Genomic DNA, 18,078 nt, shown 5'->3' with positions numbered 1-18,078 from the left:
CAGGCCTCTCGGCTCGCAGACCACGGGACACCGGGACCGGGCGGTGGCCTGGCCCCGCCGGTTTCGGCCCCTGGTCCTCATCGAATTCGTCTGTAGGTTTCTCGGTCGATGCACATGGCGTGCGATCAGCCTCGGCGGGTGTCTGGCGTGCTTGCGGTAGCGCCGCCAGGGCGGACTTGGCATCAACCGTTGCCTTCAGTGACCCGCTTGGCCATCAGGCCACCTTGAATACATGCCGCAGATAAGCGACGAAGTTCTCGTCCCGGCACTGGGTCTTGCCCGGACTATCGGAAATCTTCGCCACCGGCGCGCCATTGCACGCGGTCATCTTGATCACCATGTTCATCGGCGTGACGCCCGGAATGTCGCACGTGAGCTGAGTACCGATGCCGAAGCTGACGTTGATTCGCTGGTGCAGCGCGCGGTACAGCTGCAGCATCTTGGCGAAGTCCAGTCCGTCGGAGAAGATCAGGGTCTTGCTCGCCGGGTCGATGCCCAGTCGCTGATAAAGGGCGATGGCTTTCTCGGCCCAGGCCAGCGGGTCGCCCGAGTCGTGCCGCAGGCCGTCGAAGAGCTTGCCGAAGTACAGGTCGAAGTCCTTGACGAAGGCGTCCATGCCGATGCAGTCGGTCAAGGCGATCCCTAGCAATCCGCGGTATTCCCGGACCCAGCACTCCAGCGCTGCCACCTGGCTGTCGACCAGGCGCGGGCCGAGCTGCTGGTGCGCCATGAACCACTCGTGGGCCATGGTGCCGATGGGCCTGAGTTCGAACTCCCGGGCCAGGTGCACGTTGCTGGTGCCGACGAAACGGCCTGGGAAGTCGTGCTTGAGTATTCGTACCACCTGTTCCTGCACGGGATAGGAGAAACGTCTGCGGGTGCCGAAGTCGGCCAGTTGCAGGCCGGCCAACTCCTGGGCAGTGGCCTGGGCCTTGAGCCAGTCGATCTTCTCGTAAAGCCGTTCACCCACCTGCTCGATGGTGACGTCGCGATAGCGGTAGCGGTTGCGCACCTCCGAAACGATGGCCAGCAGCGGAATCTCGTAGAGGATCACGTGCAACCAGGGGCCGCGGATGCGAATCGCCAGCTGGCCCGCATCGTCCAGGCCTACCTGAACGTAACGCAGGTTGAAGCGGAACAGGCTGAGGAAGCGGATGAAGTCCGGCTTCACGAAGGGAATCTTCTCCAGGTAGGCGAGCTGATCGTGGGTCACCGAGACCTCGGCCAGCTGTTCGATCTGATAGCGGATTTCCGCCAGGTAGGGCGCCAGGTCTTCGCTGTTGCGAAAGCGAAACTCCCACTCGACTTCGGCGTTGGGGTAGTTGTGCAGCACCGCCTGCATCATGGTGATCTTGTAGAAATCGGTGTCCAGCAGGTTCTGGACGATGCGCGGGGCGAAAATGTCTTCGTTCATGGGCGGGCCTCCTTGAGCAGGGCGATCTGGCGGTCGAGTTCGGCTTCGTCGGCGCAAGGCACGACGCCTGCGCGGGTCATCTCGCGGCACGCGGATTCGCCGCCCTGCGCACTCAGCGCGCGGCAGGCGGGCAGGTACAGCAGTACCTCGAACCCTGCACGGCGCAATTGCATGACGGTGGTGCGGACACAGTAGTCCAGGGCCAGGCCACCGACGATCACTGCGTCCACCCCCTGTACCTGGAGGTACTCGATCACGCCGGTGGAGCGACGCTCTGCCAGGTCGTGATAACAGGCGCCGTAGGGGTGCAGGTCTGGCTCGACACCTTTCCAGACGAAGTAGTCATAGTCGATCGGTTCGGGCAGGCCGGGCAGCAGCTCGAAACCCGGCGTGCCCGGCACGCAGTGGCTCACCCAGGTGAGGTCGGCATTGGCCAGCGCCAGGGGTTGCAGCATCTGGCTTGCCTCGTCTACGACCCAGGCGGCATTCACCGGGTGGGCATCCTTGCTGCCCAGACGCAGCTCGGCACGATGGGCCATGGCATTGAGTGCCGGTACGATCGAGTGCCCGTCGGGCACCGGCAGTTCATGGGCTGCATGTTGGGTGAAGCCGTTCTGGGCATCGACGTCGAAGCTGGCGATTTTCATGAGGATACTCCTCGGCTGGACTGGCCATATAATCCACCTAGTGAATTAAATGTGTCAAGTGCCTTTTGGTCTTGATCTGGGCTTGCTTAATAAAAAATACCTGGTGGAATATAAGGCGAGCATAAGGAGTCGATATGAGTTCGATAGCAGTCATGGCCAGTGTCGATATCGTCGCGTTGCGCCTGGAACCTGAAGCCCAGCGACTGGAGGTGCTGCTTCACCGCCGCGAACGCGAGCCGCACCTGAGTCAATGGGCTTTGCCGGGGGTGATAGTCAATGGCCGCACGCCCGACAACAGCCTGGACGCTGCCGCCGAGCGAGCGTTGCAGGAAAAGGCCCAGGTGGTGCCTCGGCACATGGAGCAGGTGGGGACCGAGGGCAATGCGTTTCGTGACCCGCGCGGCTGGTCGTTGAGCACCTACTACATGGCGCTGCTGGACCCGGCACAGAGCGTCGATGGCGAGCGCCTGGCATTCGTCGACGTGGCCAGCATCCTGGCACGCAAGGTGGTGTTGCCGTTCGACCATGCCGTGCTGATCCAGCGGGCCTGCGAGCGGCTGGCTGCCAAGAGCTCCTACAGCAGCCTGCCGTTATACCTGCTGCCCGAGCGGTTCACCGTGCTGGATGCGGTAGGCGCCACACAGGCGTGCCTGGGGCGCGCGGTGAACGGCACCTCGCTGCGCAAGCGCCTCGATCGGCTCAAGGAAGTCGGCTGGGTGCTGGATACAGGCGAACGTCAGCAGCCGCGTCTGGGTCGACCGCAGCAGATCTACCGCCACCTGCCGGCGGACACCGGCCCCTTCCTGTTCGAGCGCAGTCTGCTCCCGGAGGGTTAGCGTTCAGCACACACGACTGGCCAGCATCAGGGGCGTTTCTGGAGCGAGACGGCCCGGCAGTGACCGCCTCGCCAGGTGCGGATCATTCCACCCGAGCGCGGTTCTGACGATCGGACTTGTACTGCATCGCCACCGCGGGCGCCGCCTTTGCCGATCCGGTTTCCAGCCACTGCCGCAGGCGACCGGCATCGGCGAAGTGGGTGAATTTGCCGTAGGCGTCGAGGATCACCATGGCCACCGGACGATTATCCATGCGGGTCAACAGCACCAGGCAGTGGCCGGCCTCGTTGGTGAAGCCGGTCTTGGTCAGCTTGATGTCCCAGTTGCTCTTGTTGACCAGATGGTCGGTGTTGCGAAAGCCCAGGGTGTAGTTGGGCTTGCGGAACGCGACGGTCTTCTCGCGAGTGGTGGAGAGCTCGCTGAGCATCGGGTACTTGCGCGAGGCGATCAGCAGCTTGGCCAGATCATGGGCGGTGGAGACGTTCTGGGTGGACAGCCCGGTGGGCTCGACATAGCGCGTCTTGCTCATGCCCAGGCTTCGAGCCTTGGCATTCATCGCTTTGATGAAGGCTGGATAACCGCCGGGATAGTGGTTGGCAAGGCTGTTGGCCGCGCGGTTTTCGGAGGACATCAGGGTGATCAGCAGGGTCTCCCTACGATTGAGCTCGCTACCAGGCTTCACCCGGGAGAACACGCCTTTGAGGTCCGGGTTGTTGGCGATGGTCATGGTGAGCATCTCGTCCATCGGCAGCTTGGCGTCGAGCACTACCATCGCGGTCATCAGCTTGGTCACCGAGGCGATCGGCACCACACGATCGGCGTGACTGGCGTAAAGCTCCTTGTTGGTATTCAGGTCGATCAACAGTGCGCTGCCGGAGGCCAGGTGCAGCGTCGCGGGGTCGCGTTGGTCCTGAACCGGGGATTTCGCCTGGGCGACGCCGGGCAAGATGGTCGAGCCAGTGAGCGCCAGCAGCAGGGTCAACAGGGGCAGGGGTGTTTTCACGTCAAGGCTCACTAATGGTTGGTATGTCGTTGGCTGTGCAAGGTTTTCCCTTGGCTGACCAGCGCATTCTGGAGTATGGCCCGATTGCTGTCGAATGCGTTATTCCCAAAGGAAGCAAGGTGAACGAAATTTAATTCTTTCGGCTTTGCGTGGTCACTGTTTCATGGCCCGTTGCGTTGTGTACGTCCACCGCTGGGCACGGCGCTTGAGCTCGCTCATCAAGGCGGGCGATGGCACAGGCGTAATGCGGCAGCTCAGGAAAAGCTGCCGTGTTGAGTAGGGAAGATCGGGTGCTCAAGCTGGGCATCCGGACGTGAACAGGTCGCCCGAGCGGGGCCATCACGTTACATCGGAAGATCTTCCGTCATGTTCAAGGAGACATCTCATGCCCATCACCGAGCAGCAATTGTTGCAGATACTCCCTCGATCCGCAGCGGTAGCCGAAGCTTTCCTGCCAGCACTCAACGCAGCCATGATGCGCTGGGACATCGACAGCCCTGCGCGTATGGCGGCGTTTCTGGCCCAGGTCGGCCATGAATCGGGTCAGTTGCTCGAGCGAGTGGAGAACCTGAACTATAGCGCCGAGGCCTTGCTTCGTACCTGGCCCAGCCGCTTCGACGCCCAGACCGCGCGGGCCTACGAACGCCAGCCGCAACGTATCGCCAACCGTGTCTACGGGGGGCGCATGGGCAACGGTCCCGAGGACTCGGGGGATGGCTGGCGCTACCGTGGCCGCGGGCTGATCCAGCTGACCGGACACGACAACTATCAGGCCGCTGCACAGGCTCTGGACTTGCCTTTGCTGGAGCGTCCCGAGCTGCTCGAAACGCCTGAGGCCGCCGCCCAGTCGGCGGCCTGGTGGTGGGCCGCCCACGGTCTGAATGCCCTGGCCGATGCGGGGCGGATCGCTGATATCGGTAGCATCATCAACACCGGGCAGCCTGGCAAGGTGCCTCATGGTGCAGCCGAACGCTTGGCGCTCTATCAGAAAGGGTTGAAAGTGCTGGGGTGAGCCAATGCAACAGGGGTGGAAAAAACGCAAAAAAAACCCGCCAGCGGCGGGTCAAGAGAGCGTAAGGAGCAACGCAGAAAGGGGTTTCAAGCCGTCAGCACGGCCGACTCGAGCTGATCGGCCATGGTCTGGGCCATCAGACGCGAAGGCATCGGACCACTGAGAGGTTCACCATTGCGTACCAGATACCAGCATACGAGCAGGCCTTGTTCGCGCAGCTTGGCGGGAACGGCGCTGCCGATCACGGAGACGACGTTGATGGTGGACATGGTGAACCTCCTGCTGAAACATGCTTCTACCTTACCCAGTGCCAGTGGCCGACTGAAATCAACTTCATCGATAGTGGTCATTGGTTTTATCAACTATGGCCATCACCAGCGCGGCGGGCCGTAGTAACCCGGTGGCGGGCCGTAATAGCGGCGGTACACCGGGGGCGGCGCGGGTACATAGCGCTCCACCACGTAAGGTTGGTAATAGACGGGCGGCGGCGGCGCCTGCACATAGACCGGCGGCGGCGGGTAATAGGCCGGGGCGCGGTCGACATACACCGTCCTGTCGTGTCCGCCATAAACGGCAGCGCCGACGACCGCACCAACCACCGCTGCACCCAGTACCGGGCCGGGACCCCAGCCGTGCCCGTGAGCTGCTGCCGGGCCGCTGACGGCCAGGGCGCCGATCAGCAGGGCGATTCCGGGGATGAAACGCTTCATGAGTGAATCCTCGCGATGACCCCATCGATGGGGCTTGCACATGAGACCTGAAAAACGGTCAAGACGACGCACAGGCTGAGTAAATGTTGTGTAAGGACGGGGGCAGGCCCAGTCTGCTAGGCTCCGCGAAACGATTCAGCCCAGGAGGCAGCGATGACCATGGCGATAGCACCCGGCAGGGATACCACACTGTGCATTTCCCTGGCAGGACGGCCCGGAACCTTCGGCGTGCGCTTTCATAACCACCTCTATCGGCAGCTGGGACTGGACTATTACTACAAGGCCATGACCACCGACGACCTGCCCGCAGCAGTGGCCGGAATCCGTGCGCTGGGCATCCGCGGCTGCGGGGTCTCGATGCCGTTCAAGGAGGCGTGTCTGGCGCTGGTCGACGAAGTCGACGCTTCGGCTGCCGCCATCCAATCGGTCAATACCCTGGTCAACACCCGCGGACATCTCAAGGCCTACAACACCGATTATATGGCAGTGCGCCAGTTGCTCGAGGCCCATTCGCTCGACCCCGACACCGCGTTCGCGTTGCGAGGCAGCGGTGGCATGGCCAAGGCGGTGGCCAGCGCGCTGCGCGACGCTGGTTTCGCACAGGGGCTGATCATCGCTCGCAACGAACAGGCCGGGCGTCAGTTGGCCGACGTGTGCGGCTACCGCTGGCAAGCTGAGCTAGGCGACCTGTGCCCGCCCATGCTGATCAACGTCACCCCGATCGGCATGGCAGGCGGACCGCAGGCGCAGGCACTGGCATTTCCGCGCGAAGCGGTCGCTGTCGCGCAGCAGGTCTTCGACGTGGTGGCATTGCCAGTTCGCACACCGCTGGTGTGCCTGGCCGAGGAATTGGGGAAGCCGGTCATCACCGGCCTGGACGTCATTGCGCTGCAGGCTCTGGAGCAGTTCGTACTTTATACAGGCGTGCGGCCCACCGCCGCGCAGATCGAGGCCGCCGTGACCTATGCCAGGGAGGCATGAGCCGCCACCACAGACTACGAGGGGGGGGCACGCTCGATCGCTCAGAACGGTTTCTGCCCCTTGTCCAGCCGGTCGTCAACGAGCGCGCGCCCGTGGGCCAACGACACATGCTGGGCGTTTTCCAGATCGGCGAAGAACTTCAAAGGGATCGACAATCGTCGGCTGGTATGCCCCTGCGGATCGGTGATCAGGCAGCCGGCGGCATAGGGCAGGGGAGAATCGGGATGGGGCATCACGCTGGCGGTGATGATATGGTCGCGGTACTGGCAATGAAGGGATTGCATGGCGCTTACCTCGCTGTACGGTTGTACAAGGGCTCCCTTGAGCGTAGCACGACGAGGGGCCGGGAGGCCCCGGCCCCGACCAGCGCGAGCGCGCCAGTCAGCCCTGAAGTTCGGCGGGCTGGATCACTTCGACCCAGTAGCCATCCGGATCCTTGATGAATGCCAGATGATTCATGCGCCCGTCCTGAAGACGCTTCTGGAAGGGGACGCCCAAGGCTTCGAAGCGCGCGCAGGCAACCCGCACATCAGGCACCGAAACGCAGATATGGCCGAAGCCACGGGGGTCGCTGTTGCCGTCGTGATAGGCGAAGTCGGCTTGCTGCTCGGTGCCATGATTGTGGGTCAACTCAAGTACGCCAGGAATCGACTTCATCCACTGATGGCGCGCTGCGTCATTTTCGGGAATAGCGGCCTTGTCCACCAGGGCCAGAAAGTACAGGCTGAAACCGGCGTCGGGGAAGTCGCGCTTGTCGACCAGACTGAAGCCCAGTACGCGCGTGTAAAAGTCCAGCGAATGCTCGATGTTCTTGACCCGCAACATGGTGTGGTTGAACACGTAGTGGGCAGTCGCCGTGTCAGGCTGCGCAGTGACGCCGGGCAGGGCGTTAAGATCGTTCAGGCTCATGGATACTCCACAGACTAAGTCGACGGCTACAACGTCGACGAGGAAACAGGGTTCACATGATACGGTACTGAATCGATTGCGCAAATGAAAGCGCCCTGCTCAAGAGCAGGGCGCTGGAATTAGAGGCCCGCGTGTGCGGGCGCTTGATGGGGTCGCTAATCCTTTAGCTGGTTCGAGTATCACCCAATGCTTGTGAAAAAACTGTGAACCTGGCGTAGACGTTTCATCAGCGGACCCAGGAGTCCACGGTCGCAGCGCCGTACTCTTCTTTCCAGGCTTTGAGGCCTCGGTGATTGCCACCCTTGGTTTCGATGCGTTCACCCGTGTGGGGGTTCTCGTACACTTTAACGACGCGCGGCCTGCGATGTTGCTTGGGCGCTGCGCCGGTGGCCTTGGCCGGGGCTCTGGTGGCCTTGGGGTCAAGAATGGCGACGATTTCGCGCAAGCCCTTGTCGTAGGTCTTCATCAACCCGAGAAGTTTCTGCTCGAATTCGATTTCGCGTTTGAGGCTGGCATCCTTCTTCATCGTCTCCAATTGCGCGATTTGCTCTTGGAGTGCTTTTTCAGCGGCACGGAATTCTGCGAGTCTGGACACTATGAATACTCCCGTCGGTCAAGGGTAGCAGGCTGCTAAGAGCATGCATGATCAATAAGGATTTACGGTAAGGATTAACGGCACCGCTCATTAATTGGGAGTGTAGTCGCGCCTCAGAGTTCGGTAAACCTCAACTTTTATATCTGAATGTTTGAACTTTCCAGGGGCCGACAGCTGCTCTGCCAGCATCTAACGCTCTTCTGCAACTACAGCCGGTGTTCTGGTGAACGCAGGGACACCCTGATTTCACAGGTCTTCGATCGCCGAGCGAGCGCTACCGAACGGCCTGGCTGATCGCCCAGACTGCAAGCCGACAACACTTGAGGCGTGTTTCATCAACATTCATGGAGTGAGTTGGCCCGCAACCTGCACTATCGCCTAGGTGATTCTCACGAACGGACGCTCTATCTCACCCCCACTGTTTGAACCGGGTGGGGACAACGCGGGTTCGAGCCATGGATTTCAGAGGCGGCAGATGGCGTCAGCGCAAGTATCCGAGGATGTGACTCCGGCACCAGGCTGGAGCGCGTACTTGCACCTGCGCTTCGTAGCAGGGCATTCGATGACCCGTCTTGGTGCGCGAAAGCATTTCGGACCTCTTTTGGTGCAGCGCCCGTTCTATCCGGAAGGCGCACCGTGCCACGTCTACGTACTTCATCCCCCCGGTGGCGTGGTCGCCGGCGATCGGCTGGAGCTGGACATGGTGCTGGAGCCTGGTGCGCATGCCCTGCTCACCATGCCCGGCGCAACCAAGTTCTACCGCAGCATCGGTCCAACGGCGCAACTTACCCAGCGCTTTCATCTTCAAGCCGGAAGCACGCTGGAGTGGCTGCCGCAGGACAGTATCCTGTTCGATGGTGCTCGCGTGCAACTGGACAGCCGCTTCACCCTGGAGCCTGGCGCGCGGCTGCTGGCCTGGGAAACCTTGTGTCTGGGGCGGCCTGTGATGGGTGAGCGTTTCGACCACGGCGCCCTGGACAGCCTTCTGCGCGTCGACTTGCCTAACGAACCAGGTCTGCACGAGCGTCTGCGCATCGAGGGTGGGCGGCTGGAGAAAGTCGCCGGCCATCCGCTGATCGCCACATTCTGCGCGGCGCCTGCCGACCACACCCTGCTCGAGCAGGTACGCCAGGTGCTGGACACGTTGTCCGTCCCGGCGGGGGCGACCCTGCTGGGTCCGCTGATGGTGATACGCCTGCTCGACCACGATAACCAACACCTGCAACGCACCCTGCTGCGCCTCTGGCATGTGCTGCGCCCGGCCATTCTGGGCCTGCCGCCGTGCCCGCCACGCATCTGGGCCACTTGAGAGAGCCTGCCATGGAGCTGACCCCCCGAGAGAAAGACAAACTGCTGCTGTTCACCGCCGCACTGCTCGCCGAGCGGCGCCTGGCCCGTGGACTGAAGCTCAATTACCCGGAGGCCGTGGCGCTGATCAGCGCCGCCGTGATGGAAGGCGCTCGCGACGGGCGAACCGTGGCCGAACTCATGAGCCTGGGCCGCGAGGTCCTCGGGCGCGATCAGGTGATGGACGGCGTCCCGGAAATGATCCCCGACATACAGGTCGAAGCCACCTTTCCCGACGGCACCAAGCTGGTCACGGTGCATGACCCGATCATCTGAACCCACCCAGGAGGCACGCATGATTCTCGGACACATCCAGGTTGCCGCCGGCGACATCGAACTCAATGTCGGACGCGAGCGGGTCAGCGTCAGTGTGGCCAACCATGGCGACCGACCCGTGCAGGTTGGCTCGCATTACCACTTCTTCGAGGTCAATCAGGCGCTGGTGTTCGAGCGCGGGCCGACTCGCGGTTTTCGCCTGGATATTCCCGCAGGCACCGCCGTGCGCTTCGAACCCGGTCAGTCGCGCACCGTGCAGCTGGTGGCCTATGCAGGCAAGCGCGAAGTCTACGGCTTCCAGGGGCAGGTGATGGGTCCGCTGGAGGGCAGCGCATGAGCCGGCTTTCCCGTCAGGCCTACGCCGACATGTTCGGCCCCACCGTCGGCGACCGCGTGCGCCTGGCCGATACCGCGCTGTGGGTCGAGGTGGAAAAGGATTTCACCGTGTACGGCGAAGAGGTGAAGTTCGGCGGCGGCAAGGTCATCCGCGATGGCATGGGTCAGGGTCAGATGTGCGCGGCCGAATCGGTCGACCTGGTGCTGACCAACGCCCTGATCATCGACCACTGGGGCATCGTCAAGGCCGACATCGGCGTCAAGGGAGGGCGTATCGTGGCCATCGGCAAGGCGGGCAACCCGGACGTGCAGCCTGGCGTGACCATCCCCATCGGCGCCTGCACCGAGGTGATCGCCGCCGAAGGCAAGATCGTCACCGCGGGCGGCGTCGACAGCCACATCCATTTCATCTGCCCGCAACAGGTCGACGAAGCGCTGACCAGTGGCGTCACCACCTTCATCGGAGGCGGCACCGGCCCGGCCACCGGCACCAACGCCACCACCTGTACCCCCGGCCCCTGGTACCTGGCGAGAATGCTCCAGGCCGCCGATGCCCTGCCGATCAACATCGGTCTGCTGGGCAAGGGCAACGTATCCCGACCCGAGCCGTTGCGCGAGCAGATCGCCGCCGGTGCCATGGGCTTGAAGTTGCACGAGGACTGGGGCTCGACTCCGGCGGCCATCGATTGCTGCATGGGTGTGGCCGAGGAGATGGATATCCAGGTGGCGATCCACAGCGACACGCTCAACGAATCGGGCTGCATCGAAGACACCCTGGCTGCCATCGGCGATCGCACCATCCACACGTTCCATACCGAAGGGGCAGGTGGTGGGCATGCACCGGACATCATCCGGGCTGCGGGACAGGCCAACGTCCTGCCATCCTCGACCAACCCGACGTTGCCCTACACCCGCAACACGGTCGACGAGCACCTGGACATGCTGATGGTCTGCCATCACCTGGACCCGAGCATCGCCGAGGACGTGGCCTTCGCCGAATCGCGCATCCGTCGCGAGACCATCGCCGCCGAGGACATCCTGCACGACATGGGCGCGTTCTCCATGACCTCGTCGGACTCCCAGGCCATGGGCCGGGTCGGTGAGGTGGTGCTGCGAACCTGGCAGGTCGCGCACCAGATGAAACTGCGCCGCGGACCGCTCGCTGCGGACAGCGATTACAGCGACAACACCCGGGTCAAGCGCTACATTGCCAAGTACACCATCAATCCAGCGCTCAGCCACGGTATCGCCCATGAGGTAGGCTCGGTGGAAGTGGGCAAGCTGGCCGACCTGGTGCTGTGGTCGCCGGCGTTCTTCGCCGTCAAGCCGGCGCTGGTGATCAAGGGCGGCATGATCGTCACCGCGCCCATGGGTGACGTCAACGGGTCGATTCCCACGCCACAGCCGGTTCACTTCCGGCCGATGTTCGCCGCTTTCGGCGATGCCCGTCATGCCACCCGCATGACTTTCCTGCCCCAGGCGGCTCTGGATACGGGCCTGGTCGAGCGCCTCGGGCTGCGCAGCCTGATCGGCGTGACGCGCGGCTGTCGCCGGGTGCGCAAGGCCGACATGGTGCACAACGGTCTGCAGCCGGTGATCGAAGTCGATGCCCAGACCTACCAGGTGCGCGCCGACGGCGAGTTGCTGGTGTGCGAGCCGGCCAGTGAGCTGCCGCTGGCGCAGCGTTATTTTCTGTTCTGAAGGAGTGAGCATGATTGTCCTGACTCGCCGAATCACCGAGGCCTGCTCGGTCACCGGCACCGTCACCCTGGATGTGGACAGCCGGATCAAGAGCCGCCTGCGGGTGACGCTCGACGATGGCCGCGAGGCCGGCCTGATGCTGCCCCGCGGGCATCTGCTGCGCGGCGGCGAACTGCTGGCCGACGATCACGGTGTGCATGCCGTGCGCATCCTGGCAGCGCCAGAGCGTGTCTCGACCGTGCGCTGCGCCGATCCACTGCTGCTGACCCGCGCCGCCTATCACCTGGGCAACCGCCATGTGCCGTTGCAGATCGAGGCGGACCTGCTGCGCTATCAGCACGACCATGTGCTGGACGAGATGGTCCGTGGGCTGGGCCTGGAGGTGCTGGTGGAGCAGGCACCGTTCGAGCCCGAAGCGGGGGCCTATCAGAGCGCGCCCCACGGCCACGTCCATGACCATCCCTTCGTTCGCCTGTGAACGCTCACCTACAGCCTGCCTCGGAGCCCCTGATGAAAAAGATCCTCGTTCTCGCCCTGTTGATGGTCGCCCTGCCGGCCTTCGCCCACCCCGGCCACGACAGCAACCCTTTGCAAGACGGATTGCTGCATCCCTTGACCGGTCTGGATCACCTGCTGATGCTGCTGGGCACCGGCGTGCTGGCGGCCCTGACCGGCCGCACCCTCTCGTTGCCACTGGCCACGCTGTCGGCGATGTTCGGCGGTGCGGTGCTGGGTCACTTGTTCGGTGACCTGGTGGGCGTCGAAACCCTGATCACCCTGTCGCTGGTGGTGGCGGCCTGCGCGATGTTGCTGCCCAGCCGTCAGGCGCTGCTGGCCTTGATCATGCCGGTGTTCGCCCTGTTCCATGGCTGGGCCCATGGTGTCGAAGCCACGCCCAGCGCCTTCTGGATGTTCAGTGCCGGTTTCGTCACCGTCAGTGCGCTGCTGCTGGTCGCAGGCTTTGGCGCGGGTTGCCTGATGCGCCGCCACAGCAAGGTGCAGCGACTGTTCGGCGGTGGCCTGTTGGCGGGCGCCGCCGTGGTGCTGGTCGGCTGATGAGCAGCGACCTGGCGCTGCTGCGCGTGCTGCAACTGGCCAGCCCAGGCCTGCCGGTGGGTGGATTCACCTACTCCCAAGGGTTGGAGTGGGCCGTCGAGGCTGGCTGGGTAAGCGATCTGGCCGGCTTCGCCGCCTGGCAGCGTGAACAGCTGCACGACACCCTCGGCTGCCTGGACTGGCCCGTGTTGGCCCGGCTCTATCAGGCATGCGTGGACCAGGACGCCGAGGCGTTCGCCGACTGGAGCCGTTTTCTCCTGGCCAATCGAGAGACGGCCGAGTTGCGCCTGGAAGAGCGTCAGCGCGGTAGTGCCCTGACTCGAATCCTCGATGGCTGGCAGTTGGCCCAGGCGCCGGCGTGGCGCGACAGCCTCGAGCTGTCGCAACTGGGCGGTATGGCTTGGCTGGGCGCCCATTGGGCCATCCCCCTGCGCGACCTTGCCCTGGGCCATGGCTTTGCCTGGTTGGAAGGTGCGGTGATGGCCGGCGTCAAGCTGGTGCCCTTCGGTCAACAGGCTGCCCAGACGCTGCTGCGCGATCTGAGCGCCGAGCTGCCCGGCGTGCTCGACCAGGCGCTGGCCCTCGAAGACGACCAGCTCGGTGGTGGTCTGCCGCTGCTGGCCATCGCTTCTTCGCGCCACGAAACCCAATACACCCGTCTATTTCGATCCTGAGGAGCATTTCCATGCACGATTATCAGCAACCCCTGCGCGTGGGTGTCGGTGGCCCGGTGGGCTCTGGCAAGACCGCGCTGCTGGAGGCCCTGTGCAAGGCCATGCGCGATCACTACCACATCGCCGTGGTCACCAACGACATCTACACCAAGGAGGATCAGCGCATCCTCACCGAGGCCGGCGCACTGGAGCCCGAGCGCATCGTCGGCGTGGAGACCGGCGGTTGCCCGCATACCGCGATTCGTGAAGACGCCTCGATGAACCTGGCCGCCGTCGAAGCGCTGGCGCGCAAGTTCGGGAACCTGGAAGTGATTTTCGTCGAAAGTGGTGGCGACAATCTCAGTGCGACTTTCAGCCCGGAACTGGCCGACCTGACCATCTACGTGATCGACGTCGCCGAGGGCGAGAAGATCCCGCGCAAAGGCGGGCCCGGGATCACCAAGTCGGATTTCCTGGTGATCAACAAGACCGACCTCGCGCCGTATGTCGGCGCTTCGCTGGAAGTGATGGAGCGCGACACTAACCGTATGCGTCCCCAGCGGCCCTGGACTTTCAGTAACCTGAAAAAAGGTGAAGGGCTGCAGGCGATCATCGACTTCATCGTCGACCGGGGCATGCTGGGGGTCCGGGGCTGACTCGCAGACGCCCGCTCGCCGGGCGTCACTCGGCGATCTGCGCTGGATCGCTCTGTAGCCACCACCGGCTGCGCTGGGCCTGCAGCAGGCCCTCCAGCACCGAGGTGCGGCGGTCGCGCTGGGCGACGCGCTCCTGGGCGAAGGCTTCGTCGAGCAGAGTGCGCAGTTCACGTGATCGAACCACCGCCTTGGGTGTGGTGACATCGCTGGTGAGCACGCCATCGGCGTAGGTGAGGACGCGCTCCTTCTGGCTCGCCTGCTGGGTCGCGCTGGCTTCGATCAGCTTGCCTTTGTCAAAGCCCAGGCGCGTGATGCTGCTGGCCTGGTCCGTAATGACGTGGTAGCTGTAGTTTTGCGACTGTCGGTCGCTGCTCAGGGGCACATGTGCATTGGCCAGTTGATGGAACGAGGCATTGAGTCGACTCTGCTGCCGCTGCTCGACGCTGAAGTCCTGCAGGCCGGTGCGTTCGATCTGCGTGGACTGCGACGCCTGGTAGCTGAAGCCATCGATTTCGTCCTGGCGGATCGGATTGCCGCGCTGCGGCGTCTGGCTGATCGAAGCGGTGAAGTCGGCCAGGCCGCTAAGCAGCACCCGGTCACGATCGGTGATGGAAAATGGCTTGGCCACGGCAGGTTTGCGTCCATCGTCGACGCTGTTCAACTGAGTGAAGGCATCCTTGAGCAGCCCCGTCATCGCTTCGTCGCCATGCCCTCGCTTCTGAGCGGCGTCGAATTGCGCAAGGTAGCTGGCGATCGCACTCTGGCGCTGGTCGGCGGTGCCCAGCAACTGGCCTTCCTGGGTATTCATGTTCAGGCGAACCACGCCAGAGGCGCTTTCCAGACTCAGCTGTCGAGTACTGTCGTCGAGCGTCAGCGCGAAACGCTGCTCACCGTCGGCAGTGTCCAGGTGCGCATCCATTTTCAGCGAGGTGAACAGGGTAGGGTCGAGTTTGCTCAATGCCCCCAGGCGTAGCTGGGGAGGGACCGCATTGAGGCCGTCGATGGCACCTTCGAACGCCTCGCCCAGCTTGCCCAGGCCATTGAGTTCCTCAGCCGTCAGGGTGCCGCCTTCCACTTGCGCGCTTACCGCCAGGCCTTTTTCGCCATTGGCCAACGACAGCCGAATAGTGGCGCCCGAAGCCGTGGTGAGGCTCAAGCTTACCCCGCTGTCGGGATTTTCCCGCAACCGCTGTTGTTGCAACTTGAGCACGGCCGGGTTGATCGGTGAGTCGTCGGTCACGGCGAATACCGACTGTGAAATAGCCTGGCCGCCATTGCGGGTCAGTTGGTCGATCAAGGCCGCACCCAGGCCTTTAAAGCGCCCGGCGGTGGTGGAGGTCTGGAAGGCGGTGAGCAGCGCGCTGGACAACCGGTCCTGGCTATCGCTCTCCCAGAGATGGCGCACCTGACCGGCCATGAGACCTTGACGGGTGTAGGTGTGTGGCGACTCGGAATCGCGCGGCTGACCCAGCGAAACCACGCTGCGCGTCTCGGCGACTTCAGGAGAGGGGGTGGTCAGGTTGCTGGCCACCGCCGAGGCCGGGGCGACCGTGACTGGCGAGGCCAGGGGTGGCGAAGCGTTGATCGAGGTCATGAGCATCCTGCCGATTCGTGTGGGTATCGGGGTTATCGGCGGCTCGTGCGATGACATGAGGGTGAAACGACGGACATGGCGTTGCGCGAGGCTGCGGGCATTGCCTCAGGCGAGAAGAGCAAGCCCAGAAGTGGAGGCCAGGGTAGAGCGCGTGAGCCGCCCCGTGGACCACGGGACTGCTCACGGCACGTGTCACTCAGCGGCGACGGAACAACGGCAGAGGCTCGTCGGTGGCCCCTTGGTAGGTGACCGAGAAATCCTTCAGGCTCTGCAGGGCATCCTGGGGGTCCTTGTCGGCGCGCAGGGCGAAGGCATCGAAGCCACAGCGTGCCATGTAGAACAGCTGGTCGCGCAGCACGTCGCCAATGGCACGCAGCTCGCCCTTGTACTGGTAGCGGTCACGCAGCAGGCGGGCATTGGAGTAGCTGCGCCCATCGGTGAAGGCCGGGAAGTTCAGCGCGATGACGCGAAAGTGCTGAACCTGATCACCGATTTCCTCGGCTTCCTCGTCGCTGTCCAGCCACACGCCAAGGCCACCGTCGCGCGCCTGCAGGGCATGGGCATGGTCGCGCCACATCTGCAGCGGGACGATGTAGTCGTCGCAGTTGCTCAGATCGTCGAACGAGGCATCCTTGGGCAGCAGGTGCCAGGTCTCGTCGACGATTTCGTTGTGCTTAATGATTCGCTGCATAGACGCGTTCCTTGAATGGGTCGATGCCGATACGCTGGTAGGTGTCGATGAAGCGCTCGTCTTCGTTGCGCCGCTCGACATACACATCGATCAGTTTCTCGATCACGTCGGCCATGTCGTCCTGGGCGAAGGAAGGGCCGAGGATCTTGCCCAGGCTCGCATCACGGGCGGCGTTGCCGCCCAGCGACACCTGGTAGAACTCTTCGCCCTTCTTGTCCACGCCGAGGATGCCGATGTGGCCCACGTGGTGGTGGCCGCAGGCGTTCATGCAGCCGGAGATGTTCAGGTCCAGCTCGCCGATGTCGAACAGGTAGTCCAGGTCGTCGAAGCGACGCTGGATGGATTCGGCGATGGGGATCGACTTGGCGTTGGCCAGGGAGCAGAAATCGCCGCCCGGGCAGCAGATGATGTCGGTCAGCAAGCCGATGTTCGGCGTGGCGAAGCCGCCTTCGCGCAGTTCCAGCCACAGGGCATGCAACTGACGTTGCTCGACATCGGCGAGGATGATGTTCTGCTCGTGGGAGGTGCGCAGGTGACCGAAGCTGTAGCGCTCGGCCAGGTCGGCGACGGCATCGAGCTGCTTGTCGGTCAGGTCGCCCGGGGCAACGCCCGTGGGTTTGAGCGACAGGGTCACCGCCACGTAGCCCGGCCGCTTGTGGGCACGGGTATTGCGCGCACGCCAGCGGGCGAAGCCGGGATGTTCCTGCTCGAGGCCAGTGAAGTCGACGTTTTCCAGCGCCAGATACTGTGGGTCGACGAAATGCCGCGCCACGCGCTGCAACTCGGCTTCGGTCAGCGTGGTGCTGCCGCCACGCAAGTGGGCCATTTCGGCCTCGACTTTCTCGGCGAACACTTCGGGCGTGAGCGCCTTGACCAGGATCTTGATGCGCGCCTTGTACTTGTTGTCACGACGGCCGTAGCGGTTGTACACGCGCAAGATGGCATCGAGGTAGCTGAGCAGGTCCTGCCAGGGCAGGAACTCGTTGATGAAGGCACCGATGACCGGGGTGCGACCCAGGCCGCCGCCGACCAGCACCCGGAAGCCCAGCTCGCCGGCGTCGTTGTGGACCGGCTCCAGGCCGATGTCGTGCACCTCGATGGCGGCGCGGTCGTCCTTCGATCCATTGACAGCGATCTTGAACTTGCGCGGCAGGTAGGCGAATTCAGGATGGAAGGTGGTCCACTGACGGACGATCTCGCACCATGGGCGTGGGTCGATCAGCTCGTCGGCGGCGACGCCGGCGAACTGGTCCGTGGTCACGTTGCGCAGGCAGTTGCCGCTGGTCTGGATGGCGTGCATCTGCACCGTGGCCAGTTCGGCAAGGATGTCCGGGATGTCTTCCAGCGCGGGCCAGTTGTACTGGACGTTCTGCCGGGTACTGATGTGCGCGTAGCCCTTGTCGTAGTCGCGGGCGATCTTGGCCAGCATGCGAACCTGGCGTGCATTGAGCTGGCCGTAGGGCACGGCGACGCGCAGCATGGGGGCGAAACGCTGGATGTAAAGGCCATTCTGCAGGCGCAGAGGGCGGAATTCTTCTTCGCTCAGCTCACCGGTCAGGTAGCGGCGGGTCTGATCACGGAACTGCTTGACGCGGTCCTCGATGATCCGCTGATCGTACTCGTCGTATACGTACATAAAAGTCCTGTCTCAGGCTGCATGC

At 63.5% G+C, this 18,078-nt stretch carries 22 protein-coding genes; 11 read left to right on the top strand and 11 right to left on the bottom strand.

Translation table 11 applies throughout. The features are described 5' to 3' along the window. Window positions 1-214: 214 nt before the first annotated feature. Together pncB and IAE34_RS00735 are read right to left on the bottom strand one after the other, a co-directional pair. Window positions 215-1,414 (bottom strand): nicotinate phosphoribosyltransferase, encoded by a 1,200-nt coding sequence (gene pncB, locus IAE34_RS00740; protein ID WP_200136948.1) that lies wholly within the window; start codon window positions 1,412-1,414, stop codon window positions 215-217. Then, window positions 1,411-2,061 carry a nicotinamidase gene (locus IAE34_RS00735; RefSeq protein ID WP_200136947.1) on the bottom strand — a complete coding sequence of 217 codons (651 nt, stop codon included), beginning with the start codon at window positions 2,059-2,061 and terminating at the stop codon, window positions 1,411-1,413. Before IAE34_RS00735 ends, pncB begins: the two co-directional genes overlap by 4 nt. Window positions 2,062-2,195: 134 nt before the next feature. Here IAE34_RS00735 and IAE34_RS00730 point away from each other — a divergent pair, with 134 nt between their 5' ends. Further along, window positions 2,196-2,897: an NUDIX hydrolase gene (locus IAE34_RS00730; RefSeq protein WP_200136946.1), complete on the top strand. Its 702-nt coding sequence runs from the start codon at window positions 2,196-2,198 to the stop codon at window positions 2,895-2,897. An 82-nt stretch (window positions 2,898-2,979) separates the two neighbouring features. On the opposite strand, the gene pbpG is transcribed toward IAE34_RS00730, so the two are convergent. Continuing rightward, window positions 2,980-3,900, bottom strand: coding sequence for a D-alanyl-D-alanine endopeptidase (gene pbpG, locus IAE34_RS00725; protein WP_200136945.1), 921 nt, complete (start codon window positions 3,898-3,900; stop codon window positions 2,980-2,982). Between the two features lie 385 nt (window positions 3,901-4,285). Between pbpG and IAE34_RS00720 the strand changes: the two genes are divergently transcribed. Next, window positions 4,286-4,912 carry a glycoside hydrolase family 19 protein gene (locus IAE34_RS00720; RefSeq protein WP_200136944.1) on the top strand — a complete coding sequence of 209 codons (627 nt, stop codon included), beginning with the start codon at window positions 4,286-4,288 and terminating at the stop codon, window positions 4,910-4,912. 86 nt (window positions 4,913-4,998) lie between these two features. Here the strand turns inward: IAE34_RS00720 and IAE34_RS00715 are convergent, their stop codons facing one another. Continuing rightward, window positions 4,999-5,181 (bottom strand): hypothetical protein, encoded by a 183-nt coding sequence (locus IAE34_RS00715; RefSeq protein WP_200136943.1) that lies wholly within the window; start codon window positions 5,179-5,181, stop codon window positions 4,999-5,001. 102 nt (window positions 5,182-5,283) lie between these two features. Then, a complete protein-coding gene (locus IAE34_RS00710; protein WP_200136942.1) occupies window positions 5,284-5,622 on the bottom strand; it encodes a hypothetical protein in 339 nt (112 codons plus the stop codon). A gap of 159 nt (window positions 5,623-5,781) precedes the next feature. Between IAE34_RS00710 and IAE34_RS00705 the strand changes: the two genes are divergently transcribed. After that, complete coding sequence (locus IAE34_RS00705) at window positions 5,782-6,603, top strand: shikimate 5-dehydrogenase (RefSeq protein WP_200137323.1); 822 nt, start codon at window positions 5,782-5,784, stop codon at window positions 6,601-6,603. Window positions 6,604-6,644: 41 nt separating this feature from the next. On the opposite strand, the gene IAE34_RS00700 is transcribed toward IAE34_RS00705, so the two are convergent. The 3 genes from IAE34_RS00700 to IAE34_RS00690 all read right to left on the bottom strand — a co-directional run bounded on the left by IAE34_RS00700 (window position 6,645) and on the right by IAE34_RS00690 (window position 8,107). Beyond that, entirely contained in the window at window positions 6,645-6,887 is a 243-nt protein-coding gene (locus tag IAE34_RS00700; protein ID WP_200136941.1) for a hypothetical protein, read from the bottom strand. Between the two features lie 97 nt (window positions 6,888-6,984). After that, the gene (gene gloA, locus IAE34_RS00695; protein WP_200136940.1) at window positions 6,985-7,512 is read right to left on the bottom strand and encodes a lactoylglutathione lyase; all 528 of its coding nucleotides are present in this window, start codon (window positions 7,510-7,512) and stop codon (window positions 6,985-6,987) included. Between the two features lie 226 nt (window positions 7,513-7,738). Continuing rightward, the gene (locus tag IAE34_RS00690) at window positions 7,739-8,107 is read right to left on the bottom strand and encodes a histone-like nucleoid-structuring protein, MvaT/MvaU family (protein ID WP_200136939.1); all 369 of its coding nucleotides are present in this window, start codon (window positions 8,105-8,107) and stop codon (window positions 7,739-7,741) included. Window positions 8,108-8,582: 475 nt separating this feature from the next. Between IAE34_RS00690 and IAE34_RS00685 the strand changes: the two genes are divergently transcribed. Genes IAE34_RS00685 through ureG form a run of 8 tightly spaced genes read left to right on the top strand, consistent with a single transcriptional unit; the run spans window position 8,583 to window position 14,132 of the window. Continuing rightward, complete coding sequence (locus IAE34_RS00685) at window positions 8,583-9,416, top strand: urease accessory protein UreD (RefSeq protein ID WP_200136938.1); 834 nt, start codon at window positions 8,583-8,585, stop codon at window positions 9,414-9,416. Between the two features lie 11 nt (window positions 9,417-9,427). Further along, window positions 9,428-9,730, top strand: coding sequence for an urease subunit gamma (locus IAE34_RS00680; RefSeq protein WP_200136937.1), 303 nt, complete (start codon window positions 9,428-9,430; stop codon window positions 9,728-9,730). Window positions 9,731-9,749: 19 nt separating this feature from the next. Beyond that, a complete protein-coding gene (locus IAE34_RS00675; protein WP_200137322.1) occupies window positions 9,750-10,067 on the top strand; it encodes an urease subunit beta in 318 nt (105 codons plus the stop codon). After that, complete coding sequence (gene ureC, locus IAE34_RS00670) at window positions 10,064-11,767, top strand: urease subunit alpha (protein ID WP_200136936.1); 1,704 nt, start codon at window positions 10,064-10,066, stop codon at window positions 11,765-11,767. Before IAE34_RS00675 ends, ureC begins: the two co-directional genes overlap by 4 nt. A 10-nt stretch (window positions 11,768-11,777) precedes the next feature. Further along, window positions 11,778-12,245 carry an urease accessory protein UreE gene (ureE, locus tag IAE34_RS00665; protein ID WP_200136935.1) on the top strand — a complete coding sequence of 156 codons (468 nt, stop codon included), beginning with the start codon at window positions 11,778-11,780 and terminating at the stop codon, window positions 12,243-12,245. Between the two features lie 32 nt (window positions 12,246-12,277). Further along, a complete protein-coding gene (locus tag IAE34_RS00660; RefSeq protein ID WP_200136934.1) occupies window positions 12,278-12,823 on the top strand; it encodes a HupE/UreJ family protein in 546 nt (181 codons plus the stop codon). Then, window positions 12,823-13,497: an urease accessory protein UreF gene (locus IAE34_RS00655; RefSeq protein ID WP_200136933.1), complete on the top strand. Its 675-nt coding sequence runs from the start codon at window positions 12,823-12,825 to the stop codon at window positions 13,495-13,497. Before IAE34_RS00660 ends, IAE34_RS00655 begins: the two co-directional genes overlap by 1 nt. An 11-nt stretch (window positions 13,498-13,508) precedes the next feature. Further along, a complete protein-coding gene (gene ureG / locus IAE34_RS00650; RefSeq protein WP_200136932.1) occupies window positions 13,509-14,132 on the top strand; it encodes an urease accessory protein UreG in 624 nt (207 codons plus the stop codon). Window positions 14,133-14,157: 25 nt separating this feature from the next. On the opposite strand, the gene IAE34_RS00645 is transcribed toward ureG, so the two are convergent. From IAE34_RS00645 to IAE34_RS00635, 3 genes are all read right to left on the bottom strand, one after another. After that, on the bottom strand, window positions 14,158-15,726 hold the full coding sequence (locus tag IAE34_RS00645; protein ID WP_200136931.1) for a hypothetical protein: 1,569 nt from the start codon (window positions 15,724-15,726) through the stop codon (window positions 14,158-14,160). A gap of 196 nt (window positions 15,727-15,922) precedes the next feature. Then, window positions 15,923-16,417: a DUF934 domain-containing protein gene (locus tag IAE34_RS00640; RefSeq protein ID WP_200136930.1), complete on the bottom strand. Its 495-nt coding sequence runs from the start codon at window positions 16,415-16,417 to the stop codon at window positions 15,923-15,925. Then, window positions 16,401-18,053 (bottom strand): nitrite/sulfite reductase, encoded by a 1,653-nt coding sequence (locus tag IAE34_RS00635; RefSeq protein ID WP_200136929.1) that lies wholly within the window; start codon window positions 18,051-18,053, stop codon window positions 16,401-16,403. Before IAE34_RS00635 ends, IAE34_RS00640 begins: the two co-directional genes overlap by 17 nt. Window positions 18,054-18,078 lie beyond the last annotated feature (25 nt).

The organism is Pseudomonas sp. S30 (genome assembly GCF_016518545.1).
In the GTDB taxonomy this organism is placed as follows: domain Bacteria; phylum Pseudomonadota; class Gammaproteobacteria; order Pseudomonadales; family Pseudomonadaceae; genus Aquipseudomonas.
The sequence above is the reverse complement of the archived record's forward strand: the minus strand, read 5'-3'. Positions and strand labels throughout refer to the sequence as shown.